Raw genomic sequence first — 14,929 nt, 5'->3', positions numbered from 1 at the left:
CGGTAAACAAAGCCAGCAAAACTATACGGCTTTTTGTCGATTGCCGCCAAATCGGCCGCGTCCCTTTACCGGCCATTAACCCTAACAGGATGATAACGAACCCAGATCCTTAAGGTTTGCCGCCGTGTCCTGGCGGCCATAGCGACGAAGGTGTGTGTCCGATCATGAAAAGCGCTGCTGGTCTGTTTCGCGCTCTGCTGGCCGTGTCGATCCTCGCCGGCTGCTCCAGCTACCGGCCGACGCCGGCGGCCTTCCACGAGGTACTCGACCAGCCCTATCGGCTCGGCGCCGGCGACCGTGTCCGCGTCACCGTGTTCGAACAGGACGGTCTGACCAACACCTACAGTGTCGATCAGTCCGGCTACATGTCCTTCCCGCTGGTCGGCGCGGTGCCGGCGCGCGGCCACACGGCCCAGCAGCTGGAAAAAGCGCTCGCCGACAAACTGCGCCAAGGCTATCTGCGCGACCCCGACGTGTCGGTCGAGATCGATCGCTACCGGCCGATCTTCGTCATGGGCGAAGTGGGCGCCGCCGGCCAGTATTCCTACGTGCCGGGCCTCACCGTGCAGAAGGCCATCGCGATTGCCGGCGGTTTCTCGCCGCGCGCCAACCAGGAAAGCGTCGACATCACCCGCGACATCAACGGCAAGGTGATGACAGGCCGGGTGGTTACCTCCGATCCGCTGCTGCCGGGCGACACGGTCTACGTTCGCGAACGCCTGTTCTGACATCAACGTGGCGGACCAGCTCAGGATCGTCCACTGCTTTCGCTCACCCGTCGGCGGGATCTTCCGGCATGTGCGCGACCTGACGGAGGCCCAGCTCGCCGCCGGACATGTTGTCGGCATCGTCTGCGATTCGACCACCGGCGGCGAATACGAGGAACGCCTGTTCGACCAGATGAAGGACAGCCTGGCGCTCGGCATCCATCGCACGCCGATGCAGCGCCATGTCGGGCCGGGCGACTTCGCCTCGGCCTGGCGCACTTACAGGATCATCAAGGAATTGCAGCCGGACGTGTTGCACGGACATGGCGCCAAAGGTGGCGCCTATGCCCGTCTGTTCGGTTCATTGCTGCGGGTATCTAGGTCTCGCGTAGCCCGCCTCTATTCGCCGCATGGCGGCTCCCTCCACTATGATGAAACGACGACGACCGGGAAGCTGTTCTTCGCGCTCGAGCGCTTCATGGCGCGCTTCACCGACTGCCTGCTGTTCGTCTCCGACTATGAGCGGCGCACCTATCGCAGGAAGGTCGGTGAACCGCCTATCCCGAACACGCTGGTCTATAACGGCCTGCGCGCCGCCGAGTTCGAACCGGTGGTCGCACAGCCCGACGCGGCCGACCTGCTCTACATCGGCATGATGCGCGACCTCAAAGGGCCTGACATTTTCATCGACGCGCTGGTGCTGGCCGGGTCCCAGCTTGAGCGCCGCTTGACCGCGGTCATGGTCGGCGGTGGCGACGACCTGCCGCGCTACCATGCGCAGGTGAAACGGCTGGGCCTCGGAAAACAGGTCCGCTTCTTGCCGCCGATGCCGGCCAGGGAGGCATTTTCGCTGGCCGATCTGGTCGTCGTCCCCTCCCGCGCGGAAGCCATGCCCTATATCGTGCTGGAGACGCTGGCGGCCGGCAGGCCGATGATCGCCACGGCCGTCGGCGGCATTCCCGAAATCTTCGGTGAGGGATCCCCTGCCCTGATCCGTCCCGATCCGCGCCAACTCGGCGACAAGATGGGTGAAGCGCTGCGCGATCTCGACGCCTACCGGCGCGTCATGCCCGATACCGCCAGCCTCAAGGCGCGATTCGGCGCCGATGTGATGGCCGCCGAAATCGAAAAGGCCTATTTCGCCGCGCTCAACAGATAGACGACCGTCCAAAACCACAAGTTGTCTCAAGGTTTTTTTAGCTCTCTTTCTGCTATCGTCATCGCGGAAGCTTGTGGGAAACCCGATGAACGAGACCGACCCCACGCGCCGCTTTTCGGCCGATGCGGTGCGCAAATTCGACAGTCCTGCCGAGAGCCCCACGCCCGGCGGCATGAACAGTGTTGCCCGCCAGGTCGCCTCGCAATACCGGCGCGATACGATGTCGCCGGTCATGGTCAGCGGCGTATTGCGCATCGTCGAATTCGGCTTGCTGTTCCTGTCGGGGCTCGCGCTCTACTTCCACTTTGTCGGCTTCTTCAACTATCTCGCCTGGCAATATCCGCTGACCATTGCCGCGGCGTCATTCGTGGCCGTGGTGCTGCTCGACGTCAGCGATTGCTACCAGATCTCCGTCTTGATGCGACCGATCTCCAATCTCGGCCGCGTGCTGATGGTCTGGGCCGGCACCTTCGCGCTGATGGCGCTGACGGCCTTCATCATGAAAATGTCGGAGGATTATTCGCGTCTGCTGTTCGGCACCTGGTTTGTCGTCGGCCTGCTTCTGCTGTTCGGCCTCAGGCTGGTGATGTCGAAGCTGATCCGGCGCTGGGCGCGCAACGGCCGCATGGAACGGCGCGCCGTCATCGTCGGCGGCGGCAAGGCGGCCGAGATGCTGATCCGCTCGGTCGAGAAGCAGCCAGACAACGACATCCGCATCTGCGGGATCTTCGATGACCGCGGCGACAAGCGCTCGCCGCCGCTCGTGGCCGGCTATCCCAAGCTCGGCACCATTTCGGAGCTGATGGAATTCGCCCGCATCGCGCGCATCGACATGCTGATCGTGTCGCTGCCGCTGACTGCCGAAACGCGCGTGCTGCAACTGCTGAAGAAGCTCTGGGTGCTGCCGGTCGACATCCGGCTCTCGGCGCATTCCAACGCGCTGCAGTTTCGCCCGCGCGCCTATTCCTACATCGGCTCGGTGCCGATGCTCGACATCTTCGACAGGCCGATCAACGACTGGGATTCGGTCGCCAAGCGCGCCTTCGACATCGTCTTCTCGCTGATCGGCATCATCCTGTTTTCACCGGTGATGCTGGCGACTGCCATCGCCATCAAGCTCGACAGCAAGGGTCCGGTGCTGTTCAAGCAGAAGCGGCACGGCTTCAACAACGAGATCGTCGAGGTCTACAAATTCCGCTCCATGTACACCGACCGCTCGGACCCGAGCGCCAAGCAGACGGTGACCAAGAACGATCCGCGCGTTACCCGCGTCGGCCGCTTCATCCGCAAGAGCTCGATCGACGAGCTGCCGCAGTTCTTCAACTCGCTGTTCGGCACGCTGTCACTGGTTGGCCCGCGCCCGCATGCGATTGCCGCGCAGTCGCACAACCTTCTCTACAACGAGGTGGTCGACGGCTATTTCGCCCGCCACAAGGTCAAGCCCGGCGTCACCGGCTGGGCGCAGATCAATGGCTGGCGCGGCGAGATGGACACCAATGAGAAGATCCGCATGCGCACGGAATACGACCTCTATTACATCGAGAACTGGTCGATGCTGTTCGATCTGCGCATCCTGCTCATGACGCCGCTGCGGCTGCTCAACACGGAAAACGCCTATTGAGCGCGATTTCCCATGATGTGCCGCAGGCTGCGGTCAATGCCAAGCTGATCGCGCTGATATCCTCGGGCGCGGTGTTTTTCGGCGTCTTCCTGTCAGGCTTCGTCATCGACGAGCCGGCGCCTTACGATCTTTTCATGGTCGGGCTGATCGCGGTGTGGGGGCTGTTTGGACTGCGCATATCGCGTGCCGCCGCGCCGCTGCTCGTGCTGCTGATCACGATGAACATCGGCGGCATGATTGCCATGACGCAGATGGCCGATCTCGCCAACACACCGCTCTATCTCGCCGTGTCGCTTTTTCTCGCTTTCACCGCGGTGTTCTTCTCGTCGGTGACTGCGGTGCAGCCCGGCCTCTACCGGCTGATCTTCATCGCCTATGTCGTCTCCGCGGTGGTGACCTCGCTGCTCGGCATTGCCGGCTATTTCCACGCTTTCCCGGGCGCTGAAATCTTCACCAGATACGACCGCGCCCAGGGCGCCTTCCAGGATCCGAACGTGTTCGGGCCGTTCCTGGTGCTGCCCGGCATCTATCTGCTCTATCTCCTGTTGACCGGCTCGATCGCGCGCATGCCGCTTCTGGCGGTGCCGCTGCTGATCATCACCGCCGGCATTTTCTTCTCCTTCTCGCGCGGCGCCTGGGGCATGTTCGCCGTCTCGGCCATCCTGCTCACCGGCGCCCTGTTCCTGCAAAGCAACAGCGGCAAGTTCCGGCTGCGCGTCATCATCATGAGCATTGCCGCCGTCACCCTGCTGGTGGTCGCCATGGTCGTCATCCTGCAGCTGCCCGGCGTCGGCGAGATGTTTTCCAGCCGCGCCCAGCTCGAACAGAGCTACGACACGGCGCGCCTTGGCCGCTTTGCCCGCTACACGATCGGCTTCGAGATGGCGCTCGAACATCCGCTCGGCATCGGCCCGCTGGTGTTCGGCACCATTTTCGGCGAAGACACGCACGACATCTGGCTGAAGACGCTGATGGATTATGGCTGGCTCGGCTTCGTCTCGTTTCTGTCGCTGACGCTGTGGACGATCCCGGCCGGCTTCCGCATCCTTTTGCGCGACCGGCCGTGGCAGCCCTATCTGCTCTGCGCCTACGTCGCTTTCATCGGCAATATCGGGCTCGGCACATTCATCGATATCGACCACTGGCGCCATGTCTACCTGCTGCTCGGCCTGATCTGGGGCGCGATCGCGCTGGAATACAGGCATCAGCGCGGGTTGCGGGCGGTGGCGGCAAGCTAAACCGATGGGAAAGCCGCCGAGTTCGGATGACTTCGCCTTCAGAACGAATTGCGACCGACGATTTTGTCTATCTCGCGATACCGGTCACCCGCTCGGGATACCGCACTGCCAGCATCGATTTGTCGGCGTGATCGGCAAAGATGGCGCTGACCTTTTCGGCGTCGAACCGCGCCCGTCGCTTGCGCTTCTCGTCGTTGAGCAAAATCCCGCTGATGGCGTCGAACTTGCGGCCGAGGTTTTTCAGTATGCCTCTCTTGATCGGCCAGCTGCTGCTGAAACGGCCGGCCCAGGGAGTGCCTTTCGCCAGATCGCGATAGATCGCCATGGCGTCGACCTCGACACCGATCGGCGGACGGTCCCAGGGCTTGCCCCAGGCGAAGTGGCGGGCGTAGCAGCGGCTGAAAGGGATCTGGCTGGTGTAGTTGGTCATCACGTTCCAGAACGGGTGCATCGTCTGCCACCTGCCCTCGAAAGCCACGTTCAACGCACCTTGATCCATCCCGTAAACCTGCTCGGAGGCCAACTGCCGGGTACGCTCCAGAAGCCCCTCCTGCCTGACCAGCGGCATGTTGAACACCAGCACGCCGGCATTGAACTTCGGCGCCCCTGGCTGCATCGGCAAATGCTGTCGATACTTTACGTCGAAATAGGTCTGCTCGTCGTGTGCGGCCAGCAGCGGAGCGTTGAGCGGGGTGTTGCAGAGATCTGCTATCGATCGGTTGAAAAGCACATCGGCGTCGGAATAGGCGATGCGGTCGTATAGCTCGAATTGAGGCAATTGATCGGCGAACAGCCTGATGTAGGTCGCAAGCGTGGGATGCGTTCCACGATTGAAGTTCGTCGCCTCCATGAACTTCGTTACGTCGATGATGCCGATCCTCCCCTCGAGCAAACGCTCACCGGCAGACCGGTCGTCACTGGGAATGACGCCGGTGTGCAAAATAAAGCCTTCGACGGCGCCGGACAAATCCAACACACGGCGCGCCGCCAAGCAGGTGTACGGAAAATACCTTTGATCGGCGGCGAAAAAGAAGCATGGCTTTTGCGACACAGTCTAATTCTCCTGCCCTGCGCCTTACGGATCAAAGTCGCGAATATCTCAAGCGAAACCGCCGAGTATTTCAGGAAACTGCACGGCCATCGCACCGGCAAGGGCATGCTCGGCATAAATCCTATGCACCTTGCTTCCATCATACCTTGCCCGCCGCCGATACCGATCCTTGGCAGGCAACATCCCCATGATGCCGTCGAATCTGCGAGCGAATCGCCTCATGACGCCTCGCTCGAAGGGAATGCGCTGCCGGAAGGGCTGGAGCCAAGGCGTATCCCTTGCCAGACCGCGCCAGACGGCAAGCGCCTCAAGTTCCACGTCGACCTGGCTCCCCCACGGCTTGCCGCCGGCGAAATGCCGGGCATAGGCTTGGGCGAACCGAAATTCCTTCGTATCGTTGGACATCAAATTCCAGTTCGGATGCATCGTCTGCCACTTGCCCTCGAAGACGATGTTCAGCGCGTTCTGATCGTTCATCTGCCCGGCAACGGCGACATCTCTGGCGCGGTGCAAAAGTCCCTGTTCACGCACCAGCGGCATGTTGAAGACGATGATACCGGCATTGAAGTAAGGCGCTCCCGGCTGCATCGACAATTTGTGCCGGTAGCCTGGGCGGAAGTACATATAATCGTCATGGGCGGCCAACAATGGGGCATGAAGTGTCTGGCCCACCAGGTCACCTATATCCCGATTGAACAGAACATCACAATCGACATGGGCGATGCGGTCATAGTCCGCGAACTGAGGCAGTTGGTCGGCGAAAAGCCGAACAAAAGTGCCGACATTGCTTGGCCGGAAAGTATGGCCAGCCTCCGCAAACAGCCCCGAAACGTCCACTATGCGAAGACGGTTCGTCAGCAGGCGTTCAGCAACACGCATATCGGCATCGCGTGCGCCGACATGCAGGATGAATCCCGGTGTTGCCTCTCCCGAAACATCCAGAATTCTGCGCGCCGCCAAGCATGCATACGGAAAATAATTGGCGTCGGCCGCCAGAAAAAAACAGGAATTTGCCACGCGCAATCCTTCGTATCGATACTGCGCGAGCCATATCGCCTTGCCGTTGCGGCGACAAGGCCGAATGCCTGGCGACTTTCAGGTCCGGCGCGCCGTTTTAGCGCTTGCACCATACCCCTTGAAAATATATGGCTTTGCGCGGTCCGGAGTGTAGCGCAGCCCGGTAGCGCACTTGACTGGGGGTCAAGGGGTCGTCGGTTCGAATCCGGCCACTCCGACCAAACAAATAGTTGGCCGCTTCCCCCAAGGTGGCTACCGTCTTGGTTGTGTGCGTCAAGTTCTGCAAAATGGGGCGGCCATGATGCTGGTCATGCGGCTTGGCGCAGAGCGAGCTTCTTGTGCTCGCGCAGGTCGTCCATATTGATGTATCGGTTGGCCTCCATCCAGTTTTCATTGGTCTCGACGGCCAACGCCCTGACCAGGCGCAGGCAGCTTTCGGTATTGGGGAAGATGCGCACGACATAGGTGCGCCGGCGGATTTCCTCGTTGAGCCGCTCCAGCATGTTGGTGGATTTGAGATGCTTGTGGTGCTGTCTGGGCAGCCTGAAGAAGGTCAGGGTTTGTTCGATGGCATCCTCGGCCCAGCCTGTCAGGCGCGGATAGCGTGCCGACCATTTGGCAAGCCATGCGGCAAGATCAGCCCTGGCCTCTGCGAGATCGCGCCGGTCGTAGAGCCAGCGCAATTCCTGCAGGCAGTCGTCGCCGTGCTTCCTCGGCAGATGATCGAGCGCGTTCCTGAGGAAGTGCACGTAGCAGCGTTGCCAGGCGGCTTCGGGGATCACCTCGCCGATCGCTGCCACCAGGCCGGCGTGATCGTCGGACACAACCAACTCGACGCCCTTGAGGCCGCGCGCCTTGAGGCCGACGAGGAAGTCCCTCCAGGCCGAGCGGCTCTCGCGATTGGCCATCTCCACGGCCAGGATCTGGCGCCTTCCGTCCCAGTCGATACCGACCGCTATCAGCACCGCCTGGCTCATGACAACACCGGCTTCACGCACCTTCTCGTAGCGCGCATCGAGGATGAGGTAAGGAAACGGCTCTTGAAGGGGGCGCCTGGCAAAGGCAGCGAGGCTCTCGTCCAGCCGCTTGTTGATGGCCGAGATCGACGAGGCCGAGAAGGCATGGCCGCACAGTTCTTCCGTGATCGCCTTCACCTTGCGGGTCGACACGCCCTGCACATACATCTCCGCCAGTGTCGCCACCAAGGCCCGCTCGGAACGCTGGTAGCGCTCGAACAGCTCGGTGGAGAAGCGCCCGGCCCGGTCCTGCGGAACCCGCAGCTCGAGCTTGCCGACCCGCGTCACAAGGGTGCGGCCGTAATAGCCCGAGCGATAGCCAAGCCGTTCGGGCGTGCGCTCGCTCTTCGAGGCACCCAGCGCCTCGTCCATCTCGGCCTCAAGCACCTCCTGCATCACCGCACGGAGCACTTCGTGCAATCCATCCGGGTTCGAAAGCAAAATGTCTTTGACGGCAGCGCTGGCGGTCTTAACTTCAGTCTTGGTCATGGTGGCGTTCCTTCGCGGGAATCAGGTGACGTGAACAATCACCAGCCTGCCATGACCGCCCCCTCTCAGCGAATTTGCAGAACTCTCAGCACACTACCACCGTCTTTTCGATTTCCCGCAAACAAGATGCATTCTTAAGCCGTCATGCTGGCGTGCCGCTCGACAAAGAGTTCGATGGGACCTGTGAGAAAAGCAGCCTCCTGCTTGATCTTCTCGTCGCTCCATTCCCACCACCGGATCGCCAGCAATTTCGCAATAACATCCTGTGAAAAGCGATACCGGATAAGCTTGGCCGGGACCCCGCCGACGATCGCGTATGGCGGCACATCCCTGGTGACAATGGCGCCGGCCGCAACAATAGCGCCATCCGCGATGTGGACGCCTGGCATGATCAGCGCTTGGCGGCCGATCCAGACATCATTGGCGATGGTAATGCCGACGGGTTTGCCGCCGTGCGCATTGAGATCAGTCGTGTCCATCATGCGGCTGTGGATCGGAAAAGTGGTTGCAGCCCAAGGCACGTGGCTTCCCCCGGAACATTCAAAGCTCACGTTGCCGGCGACCGAACAGAACGCCCCAAGGGCCAACGGAGTGGCGGCAGACGCTCCAAGCACCTTCTTCCGGCTCACCCCATAGGTGTGACGTCCAACGGTCACGCTTGGGGGCAGCTTGGATCGAAACAGATTCCTCGTGCGCAGCCACCCCGTCACTGTGACCTCTTAAGCTTCTGGAGCAAGAGATCCGCGGGAGTCCGCCATAGACGATATCGACTGGCCTTTTCAACCTGCTGGCCGACTGGCGCCATGCCGTACGCGTTAAAGAACGCATGAACACGCGGCTCAGCGAACTGCTTTTTGCCTCGGGTATTGTAGTGTCGGATCGGCAGGCTATGAGGGCTTATGGTTCGGCCGTTTTGAGAAAGGGCTACCCCGAGGCAGAACTGCTCGGGCGCCCAAGTGTCGGTCACCTCATGAACGGCCTTGATAGCGGCGAAGGCGTCCACCATGGCTGTGAGGTTGTCCCGGTGGATCCCGACGATGCCGCTGTTCCACATCGGTTCCTGGCCGGTCAGGACCTGGCCGCCGACGCTGATGTTCTTGCCCGGCAGCGCGTTCTGATAGATGCGATGCGGCCCTTCGCACAGGCGCATAGAGGAATGGGTCGCAGAGATCGAGCGGAAGCCCTTCGACGGGTCACCCACCGGGTACATGTCGGTGTCCATGAAAAGGAGCCGATCTGCTCGCTGCAAAAGCTCACGCATAGCCCCGGCCTTGATACCGAAATGGTAGCTTCCGCCGAAAGACCACTGGTCTTTCTGTTCGGCCGTTATGAGCATTGTCTCAACAGGATAAGCGCGAAAGAGGTCAGTCCTGTCCGTTGCGACGACTATTCTGGAGGTCGGGCAATGGTGCAAAAGCTTGAGGGCGCTGAGTAGCGCGCCGCGATGGTAAAGCTCGTTCTCACCATAGGCGATGTAACCAAAAACGTCGTTCATTCCGCCACGTATAAAGGGTCGTTCAATCTTCTACTAGCTGCGCTCGCAGTCGTTTTGCTCCCAGAAATCTCCTGCTGAAATCAGCCGACGATTCACTACTGGCACACATCGACCCATTCGGCATCGACAATCTGTGCCATGCGCTGCGGGCTGAGCCTTACAGCGGCGTTGGTGGCGCCGGCCGCGGGCACGACTTCATCGAAGGCGCGCAGCGAGACGTCGCAATAGACCGGCAGCGGCGCCGGCAGGCCGAATGGGCAGACGCCGCCGACGGGATGGCTGGTAATCGCGACAACCTCGTCGGCGTCAAGCATGCGCGGCTTGCCGCCGAAACGGTCCTTGAACTTGCGGTTGTCGAGCCTCGACATGCCGCCGGCCACGATCAGCATGGTCTCACCGCCGACGCGCAGGCAGATGGTCTTGGCGATCTGCGCCGGCTCCACGCCATGCGCCTCAGCCGCCAGCGCCACCGTCGCGGAACTCGCTTCGGTGACGAGCACTTCGACATCGGGCGCATGGGCAGCCAGGAAGGCGCGCACGGATTCAAGGCTCATCTCGGCATTGTCCCATTCGAAAACGGTTAGCGTTCACACTGGATAGCTTCACGCTCGGTCGGCGGCAACCTCCCCGCCCCTCGACGGCTGCAGCGGTACCAGGCCGGGCGGGTCGCGCCGCATGTCAGCAACACAAGGCGCATCCCCCGTGCGGGAGATGTGTTCGGGCTGCTGCATTGGTAGGTCGCAATGGATCAGGGCCGGCGCTGATGCTGTGCTCCCACGACCAACCGGAGAGATCATCATGCTCAAGCTCGCCTCGGCTCTGGCGCTGCTGCTTATCGGGACGGCACCGCTGCTTGCCGACGACATGCCGATGAACGTGGACGCCATCAAATGGGGCCCTGCTCCTGCTGTGCTGCCCGCCGGCGCGGACATGGCTGTCATCGCCGGGGACCCCTCGAAGGATGGCATCTACGTGCTGCGGTTGAAGCTGCCGGCCGGCTACAGGATTGCCGCGCACAACCATCCCACCTCGGAATATGTGACGGTGATTTCCGGCAATTTTCATATCGGCATGGGCGACAAGCTCGACGAGACCAAGGGCATCGAACTGACCGCCGGCGGCTTCGGCGTAGCCCCACAGGGAATGAACCATTACGCCTGGACGACAAGCGCTACGATCGTCCAGGTTCATGGCGAGGGGCCGTTCGCGATCACCTACGTCAACCCGGCGGACGATCCGAGCAAGAAGTGACATTCGCCGTTGGGCGAATGCAACAAGCCCGCCAGGGCAAACCATGGCGGGCTTGTTGAACGACGCTTGGCCGTTGTTTATGAAACGGACCGGTTTTCCACAGGCGCCGTGGGCGCCGGGGCATCGATCAGGGCCGTTTCCGGCAATTGCAATGCTGCGGCGATCCGGCGAAGTTTCGTCGGATCGGTGTCCTTGCCGCTCTCTATGTCGGCAATCTCGCTGGTCGACAGACCGCAGGTCAGGGAAAGCTCTTCAATACTGTATCCCTTTGTCTCCCGGATGGCTTTGAGGCCGGGGTGCTCGAGCGCAACGTCGGCCGCAACATCGGCCGCCAGCCTGGAGAAGGGTTCGTGTTTTGCAGTTTGGGGCATTGGCAACTCCATGGGGCTAAAGAGTTTTGGATCAAATGATAGGGTGTTGCCTGAGAGCCGGGACAATGCCCGCTTGACGGCGATTTGCCAAGGCCCAAACCGACCGTCACAGCATCGTGAACCGGCGTCAAAACCGCAGGCGCCAGGGCACATATAGGATCTCCGCCCCGATCTCCCAATCAAGTTCTTTTGAAGGGCCGCACGCCGAAGTGTTCAGCGCTTTTGCGCCGCTCGCGCGTTAACCTGATGTTGCTGGCAGCCGCATCGGGCCAGCTTTTCCCAAGAGGATCAGATCCATGACATTCAAGACATCAGCCATCGTGCTCGCCACGATTTCAGGCCTCGCTGGCGCGAGCATGGTCGCGGCGCAAGCCGCCGAGGCCGTGCGCATTCGCGGCACGGCGACCGCCTTTGCCGGAGCGACGCTGACGGTGAAGACCCGCGAAGGCGCTACCGACGCCATCGCGCTGGCTGAAGGGTGGAAGATTTCCGGCGTCGCCAAGGCGGATGCCGGGGATATCAAGCAAGGCGATTTCCTCGGCATTGCCTCTGTTTCGAAGGCCGATGGCGGCAGCGGCGCGCTTGAGGTGGTGATCTTCCCGGCCGCGCTGAAGGGCGCCGGCGAAGGCGACCGCCCGTGGGATCTCGAGCCCAACAGCCGGATGACCAACGGCACGGTCGCCGATGTCACCGAGATTGCAGATCGCACGGTGATGCTGACCTACGACAATGGCCAGAAAAAGCAGATCGCGATCCCGCAGACGACGCCGGTGGTGACCTTCGCGCCGGCGACGCCCGCCGACCTCAAGCCTGGCGCTGTGGTGTTCGTCAACGCCGAGCGCGGCAGCGACGGCAAGCTGACCGCGGGCCGGGTCGTTGTCGGCACCAACGGCGTCATTCCGCCGATGTAAGTTGCCGACGAAGCCGCCAGACACAATCCAGAAACAAAATTCTACAGTCCGGAAAAACTGTCGAAAAGTTCGGAGGCGATAGTCATGACTGCGGGGTTCACCGGCACCGATCTTGCTCGGTGACGGCCAAATTCAGCCCGCGCAGAAAAGGAAACGAAGTCATGAAGAAGTCCCTCCTGTCGGCTCTCGGGCTGGCTTTTGCCCTGGCTGTCTCTCTGCCGCTCATCGGCGCCAGCAGCGCCGACGCAGCACCGCTGCACAAGAAGCATCACCACCATCATCATCATCACAACAAGCATCACCGCCATCACCATCACCACCACCACCACCACCACCACCACAAGAAGGTGGAGGCCAAGAAGGCCTGACACGGCCGACTTGCCCAACGGGAAGGCTGGCCCTGGAGTCCTCGCCAAGGCCGCCTTCCCGTTGGTTTTTGCCAGGCGACACGTGGAAAAGCTGAAGGCAGGATTCGATGGCGCCGATGCGCCAGAACGCGAGCAACCACAGCGCACCCCAACGAACGTATCAGGCGCAAGGCCGACAACACAGCGGTTGCCAGTTGCAGGACACCACGGGTCTCTCAATGCTGTCGGAACCCGCTAGGACGGCGCCGCGAACGCGAGCACTATTGCGATCAAAATCAAAAGCGGTCCCATCCATTTGAAATGCTTCGCGACCTGCAGCCACCATGGCTGCTGACCTTTCTGGGCCTGAAAAGGACTTTGGAGCAGCCGAAAACCAACGCCTGTCATCCACAGCCCAGCGCAGAACATGATGAACTCGTCGATGTAATTTGCGACCACGCCCGTCTCCTCCGCCGGTACCTTTGGACTGGCGTTATAGTCGCAGCCGGGAGTGGCAGAAAGCGCGGTGCCAAGTGGCGGCAATGACTGCTGCCGCTACCTGACAAGAGCCGGGCGCGGACTAGGTCTTGGCCGGCCATTTGGGCACGCCACGGTGTGACCTTCGCATGGGATGCCGCGCCGCTACCTCAGCGGCCTTCACGCGAAAATGCATGATCGATGCCGGCCCCGCCAGGCGCCGTCCGTTGGCGAAGGCTAAAAATCGACGTCGCGAAAAAACGCGAAGAAAATTCGAACCACGCATGAACCTTTGCTTTGGAGGCCGCACTAACCGGCATGGACGCCGAGAAGGCGATCCCAACACAGAAGGACGCCATGGTGGCGATCCTCGATCCAGAGAAGGAAATGCTCAAATGACCAACTTCAAGCGCATCACGCTCGCCGCGGCCCTCATCGTCTCGGCCTTCGGTTCGGCTTCCGTTCCGACCTCGGCTTTCGCCAACGGCACGCATCCCACGGGCGACGGCGGCGCGGTTTGCAAGGGCTCCGGTCATTGCCTGGTGCTCTCGATCGAGTGCAAAGGCACCTATACCGACGCCACGGACAAGAATGGCACTGTCTATGGCAAGTGCAGCCAGACCGCGCAGGTTTCGCCGCAGGCCAAGATCAAGCTCGCCAAGTAATCGGCCGCAGATCAGGGAAATGGCGGCCGTCCGCGGGACGGCCGCCATTTTCTTTTTGTTTTCGTGAATTGTTTTAGCGCCGGCTGAGCAACAAGCTGGCGAGAAGGCCAACCACGACCAACCCAACAGCAGCGGCTGTTGCCGGACGATCGCGCGCCGTCTTTTCGATCGCCCTGCCCTGCTTCCTGATCGCCGGCAGCGCATCGCTGACAAGGTCGGCAAGCTGCCCATAATAGTCCGAAGCGGCATCGCGCCCGTCCTCGTAGTAAGCACCGCCGCGTTTGGCCACGACTTTGCGCAACGCGGCGAGCTCTTTGGAAAGGGTCGCGACCTGCTTTTCGAGATCGAGATCGGAGAGGGTCGAAAGCGATACCATGATTGTTTTTCCTTCTTTTGAGAGAAGGCCAAACGCATGGCCGCAGAACCGGTTCCGGTCTGCTTGCCCGAGGGCAGCGGAAAGGTTAGCGCACCTGGTCGAGCAGGCGCTTGCACTCCAGGAGGTCAAACAGCGCCTCCTGCAGCAAGGCACGGTTGTCGCGCGACAGTTTCGATGCGCCGGGCTGGACCGGACCTTCCTCCTCGGTCTTGCCCAGGCCGAAAAAGCGGCGGCTGGGTTTTACCTTGGGCTGACCGACCAGCATCTCGTCATCCATGCCGCGCGGCTGGGCGGCTGGCGTCAGCGGCACCTGATCGGCCTGCCTGCGCTGCGAGATCGCTTCGACGGCAGCCATGTCGCCATTGCCGATGGCGACCAGGAAATGGTTGCCGTTCTCGCGCAGCAGTTTCTGCACGCCCTTGATCGTGTAACCCTGGTCGTAGAGCATGTGGCGGATGCCCTTGATCAGTTCGACATCCTGCGGCCGGTAGTAGCGGCGGCCGCCGCCGCGCTTCATCGGCTTGATCTGGTTGAAACGGGTTTCCCAGAAGCGCAGCACGTGCTGCGGCAGATCGAGATCCTCCGCGACCTCGCTGATGGTGCGGAAAGCGTCGGGGCTCTTGTCCATGGGCGAAATCCTCACGCTGGACGGCGATCCGGCCCAGTCTGCCGAATCGGGTATCATTTCAGCGGTTTATGAAACAATATTCAAGCCCGGCGTCAAAACGGCCCGGCGTT

Annotated in this window: 18 protein-coding genes and 1 tRNA gene; 9 read left to right on the top strand and 10 right to left on the bottom strand. The window is 61.5% G+C overall.

Annotated elements, in window-relative coordinates:
• The first annotated feature begins 164 nt into the window (after positions 1 to 164).
• The 4 genes from ACYG9Z_RS25730 (at position 165) to ACYG9Z_RS25715 (ending at position 4,725) form a co-directional block, all read left to right on the top strand.
• A complete protein-coding gene (locus ACYG9Z_RS25730; RefSeq protein ID WP_023682330.1) occupies positions 165 to 728 on the top strand; it encodes a polysaccharide biosynthesis/export family protein in 564 nt (187 codons plus the stop codon).
• 7 nt (positions 729 to 735) lie between these two features.
• Complete coding sequence (locus tag ACYG9Z_RS25725; RefSeq protein ID WP_023752914.1) at positions 736 to 1,866, top strand: glycosyltransferase; 1,131 nt, start codon at positions 736 to 738, stop codon at positions 1,864 to 1,866.
• Positions 1,867 to 1,951: 85 nt separating this feature from the next.
• Positions 1,952 to 3,487 carry an undecaprenyl-phosphate glucose phosphotransferase gene (locus tag ACYG9Z_RS25720; RefSeq protein WP_023752913.1) on the top strand — a complete coding sequence of 512 codons (1,536 nt, stop codon included), beginning with the start codon at positions 1,952 to 1,954 and terminating at the stop codon, positions 3,485 to 3,487.
• On the top strand, positions 3,484 to 4,725 hold the full coding sequence (locus ACYG9Z_RS25715) for an O-antigen ligase family protein (RefSeq protein WP_023752912.1): 1,242 nt from the start codon (positions 3,484 to 3,486) through the stop codon (positions 4,723 to 4,725). The genes ACYG9Z_RS25720 and ACYG9Z_RS25715 overlap by 4 nt, the downstream gene beginning before the upstream one ends.
• 67 nt (positions 4,726 to 4,792) lie before the next feature.
• On the opposite strand, the gene ACYG9Z_RS25710 is transcribed toward ACYG9Z_RS25715, so the two are convergent.
• Complete coding sequence (locus tag ACYG9Z_RS25710; protein WP_023715406.1) at positions 4,793 to 5,776, bottom strand: glycosyltransferase family 8 protein; 984 nt, start codon at positions 5,774 to 5,776, stop codon at positions 4,793 to 4,795.
• Between the two features lie 48 nt (positions 5,777 to 5,824).
• The gene (locus ACYG9Z_RS25705) at positions 5,825 to 6,793 is read right to left on the bottom strand and encodes a glycosyltransferase family 8 protein (protein ID WP_023752910.1); all 969 of its coding nucleotides are present in this window, start codon (positions 6,791 to 6,793) and stop codon (positions 5,825 to 5,827) included.
• 144 nt (positions 6,794 to 6,937) lie between these two features.
• On the opposite strand from ACYG9Z_RS25705, the gene ACYG9Z_RS25700 reads away from it, so the two are divergent.
• Positions 6,938 to 7,014, top strand: a tRNA-Pro gene (locus ACYG9Z_RS25700).
• A gap of 87 nt (positions 7,015 to 7,101) precedes the next feature.
• Here the strand turns inward: ACYG9Z_RS25700 and ACYG9Z_RS25695 are convergent.
• The 4 genes from ACYG9Z_RS25695 to ACYG9Z_RS25680 form a co-directional block, all read right to left on the bottom strand.
• Positions 7,102 to 8,298: an IS256 family transposase gene (locus tag ACYG9Z_RS25695; RefSeq protein ID WP_286456782.1), complete on the bottom strand. Its 1,197-nt coding sequence runs from the start codon at positions 8,296 to 8,298 to the stop codon at positions 7,102 to 7,104.
• 134 nt (positions 8,299 to 8,432) lie between these two features.
• Complete coding sequence (locus ACYG9Z_RS25690; protein WP_245259907.1) at positions 8,433 to 9,008, bottom strand: CatB-related O-acetyltransferase; 576 nt, start codon at positions 9,006 to 9,008, stop codon at positions 8,433 to 8,435.
• On the bottom strand, positions 9,005 to 9,793 hold the full coding sequence (locus ACYG9Z_RS25685) for a hypothetical protein (RefSeq protein ID WP_023751998.1): 789 nt from the start codon (positions 9,791 to 9,793) through the stop codon (positions 9,005 to 9,007). Before ACYG9Z_RS25685 ends, ACYG9Z_RS25690 begins: the two co-directional genes overlap by 4 nt.
• 95 nt (positions 9,794 to 9,888) lie before the next feature.
• Positions 9,889 to 10,347 carry a YbaK/EbsC family protein gene (locus tag ACYG9Z_RS25680; protein ID WP_023751999.1) on the bottom strand — a complete coding sequence of 153 codons (459 nt, stop codon included), beginning with the start codon at positions 10,345 to 10,347 and terminating at the stop codon, positions 9,889 to 9,891.
• A gap of 244 nt (positions 10,348 to 10,591) precedes the next feature.
• Here ACYG9Z_RS25680 and ACYG9Z_RS25675 point away from each other — a divergent pair, with 244 nt between their 5' ends.
• Positions 10,592 to 11,044: a cupin domain-containing protein gene (locus ACYG9Z_RS25675; RefSeq protein ID WP_023742841.1), complete on the top strand. Its 453-nt coding sequence runs from the start codon at positions 10,592 to 10,594 to the stop codon at positions 11,042 to 11,044.
• Positions 11,045 to 11,121: 77 nt separating this feature from the next.
• On the opposite strand, the gene ACYG9Z_RS25670 is transcribed toward ACYG9Z_RS25675, so the two are convergent.
• On the bottom strand, positions 11,122 to 11,415 hold the full coding sequence (locus tag ACYG9Z_RS25670) for a helix-turn-helix domain-containing protein (protein ID WP_023682373.1): 294 nt from the start codon (positions 11,413 to 11,415) through the stop codon (positions 11,122 to 11,124).
• A gap of 296 nt (positions 11,416 to 11,711) precedes the next feature.
• On the opposite strand from ACYG9Z_RS25670, the gene ACYG9Z_RS25665 reads away from it, so the two are divergent.
• Both ACYG9Z_RS25665 and ACYG9Z_RS25660 read left to right on the top strand, forming a co-directional pair.
• Positions 11,712 to 12,326 (top strand): hypothetical protein, encoded by a 615-nt coding sequence (locus tag ACYG9Z_RS25665; RefSeq protein WP_023752000.1) that lies wholly within the window; start codon positions 11,712 to 11,714, stop codon positions 12,324 to 12,326.
• A gap of 161 nt (positions 12,327 to 12,487) precedes the next feature.
• Positions 12,488 to 12,694 carry a hypothetical protein gene (locus ACYG9Z_RS25660; protein ID WP_084559020.1) on the top strand — a complete coding sequence of 69 codons (207 nt, stop codon included), beginning with the start codon at positions 12,488 to 12,490 and terminating at the stop codon, positions 12,692 to 12,694.
• 234 nt (positions 12,695 to 12,928) lie between these two features.
• Here the strand turns inward: ACYG9Z_RS25660 and ACYG9Z_RS25655 are convergent, their stop codons facing one another.
• Entirely contained in the window at positions 12,929 to 13,132 is a 204-nt protein-coding gene (locus ACYG9Z_RS25655; protein ID WP_023752002.1) for a hypothetical protein, read from the bottom strand.
• A gap of 413 nt (positions 13,133 to 13,545) precedes the next feature.
• Between ACYG9Z_RS25655 and ACYG9Z_RS25650 the strand changes: the two genes are divergently transcribed.
• Complete coding sequence (locus ACYG9Z_RS25650; RefSeq protein WP_023669376.1) at positions 13,546 to 13,815, top strand: hypothetical protein; 270 nt, start codon at positions 13,546 to 13,548, stop codon at positions 13,813 to 13,815.
• A 73-nt stretch (positions 13,816 to 13,888) separates the two neighbouring features.
• Here ACYG9Z_RS25650 and ACYG9Z_RS25645 read toward each other — a convergent pair whose 3' ends face one another.
• Together ACYG9Z_RS25645 and ACYG9Z_RS25640 are read right to left on the bottom strand one after the other, a co-directional pair.
• Positions 13,889 to 14,191, bottom strand: a complete 303-nt coding sequence (locus ACYG9Z_RS25645) for a hypothetical protein (protein ID WP_023669375.1) — start codon at positions 14,189 to 14,191, stop codon at positions 13,889 to 13,891.
• An 85-nt stretch (positions 14,192 to 14,276) separates the two neighbouring features.
• Positions 14,277 to 14,819 carry a MerR family transcriptional regulator gene (locus ACYG9Z_RS25640; RefSeq protein ID WP_023669374.1) on the bottom strand — a complete coding sequence of 181 codons (543 nt, stop codon included), beginning with the start codon at positions 14,817 to 14,819 and terminating at the stop codon, positions 14,277 to 14,279.
• Positions 14,820 to 14,929 lie beyond the last annotated feature (110 nt).

The sequence above is a fragment of the Mesorhizobium sp. RSR380A genome, assembly GCF_054719385.1.
This window is presented reverse-complemented; position numbering and strand designations above follow the sequence as displayed.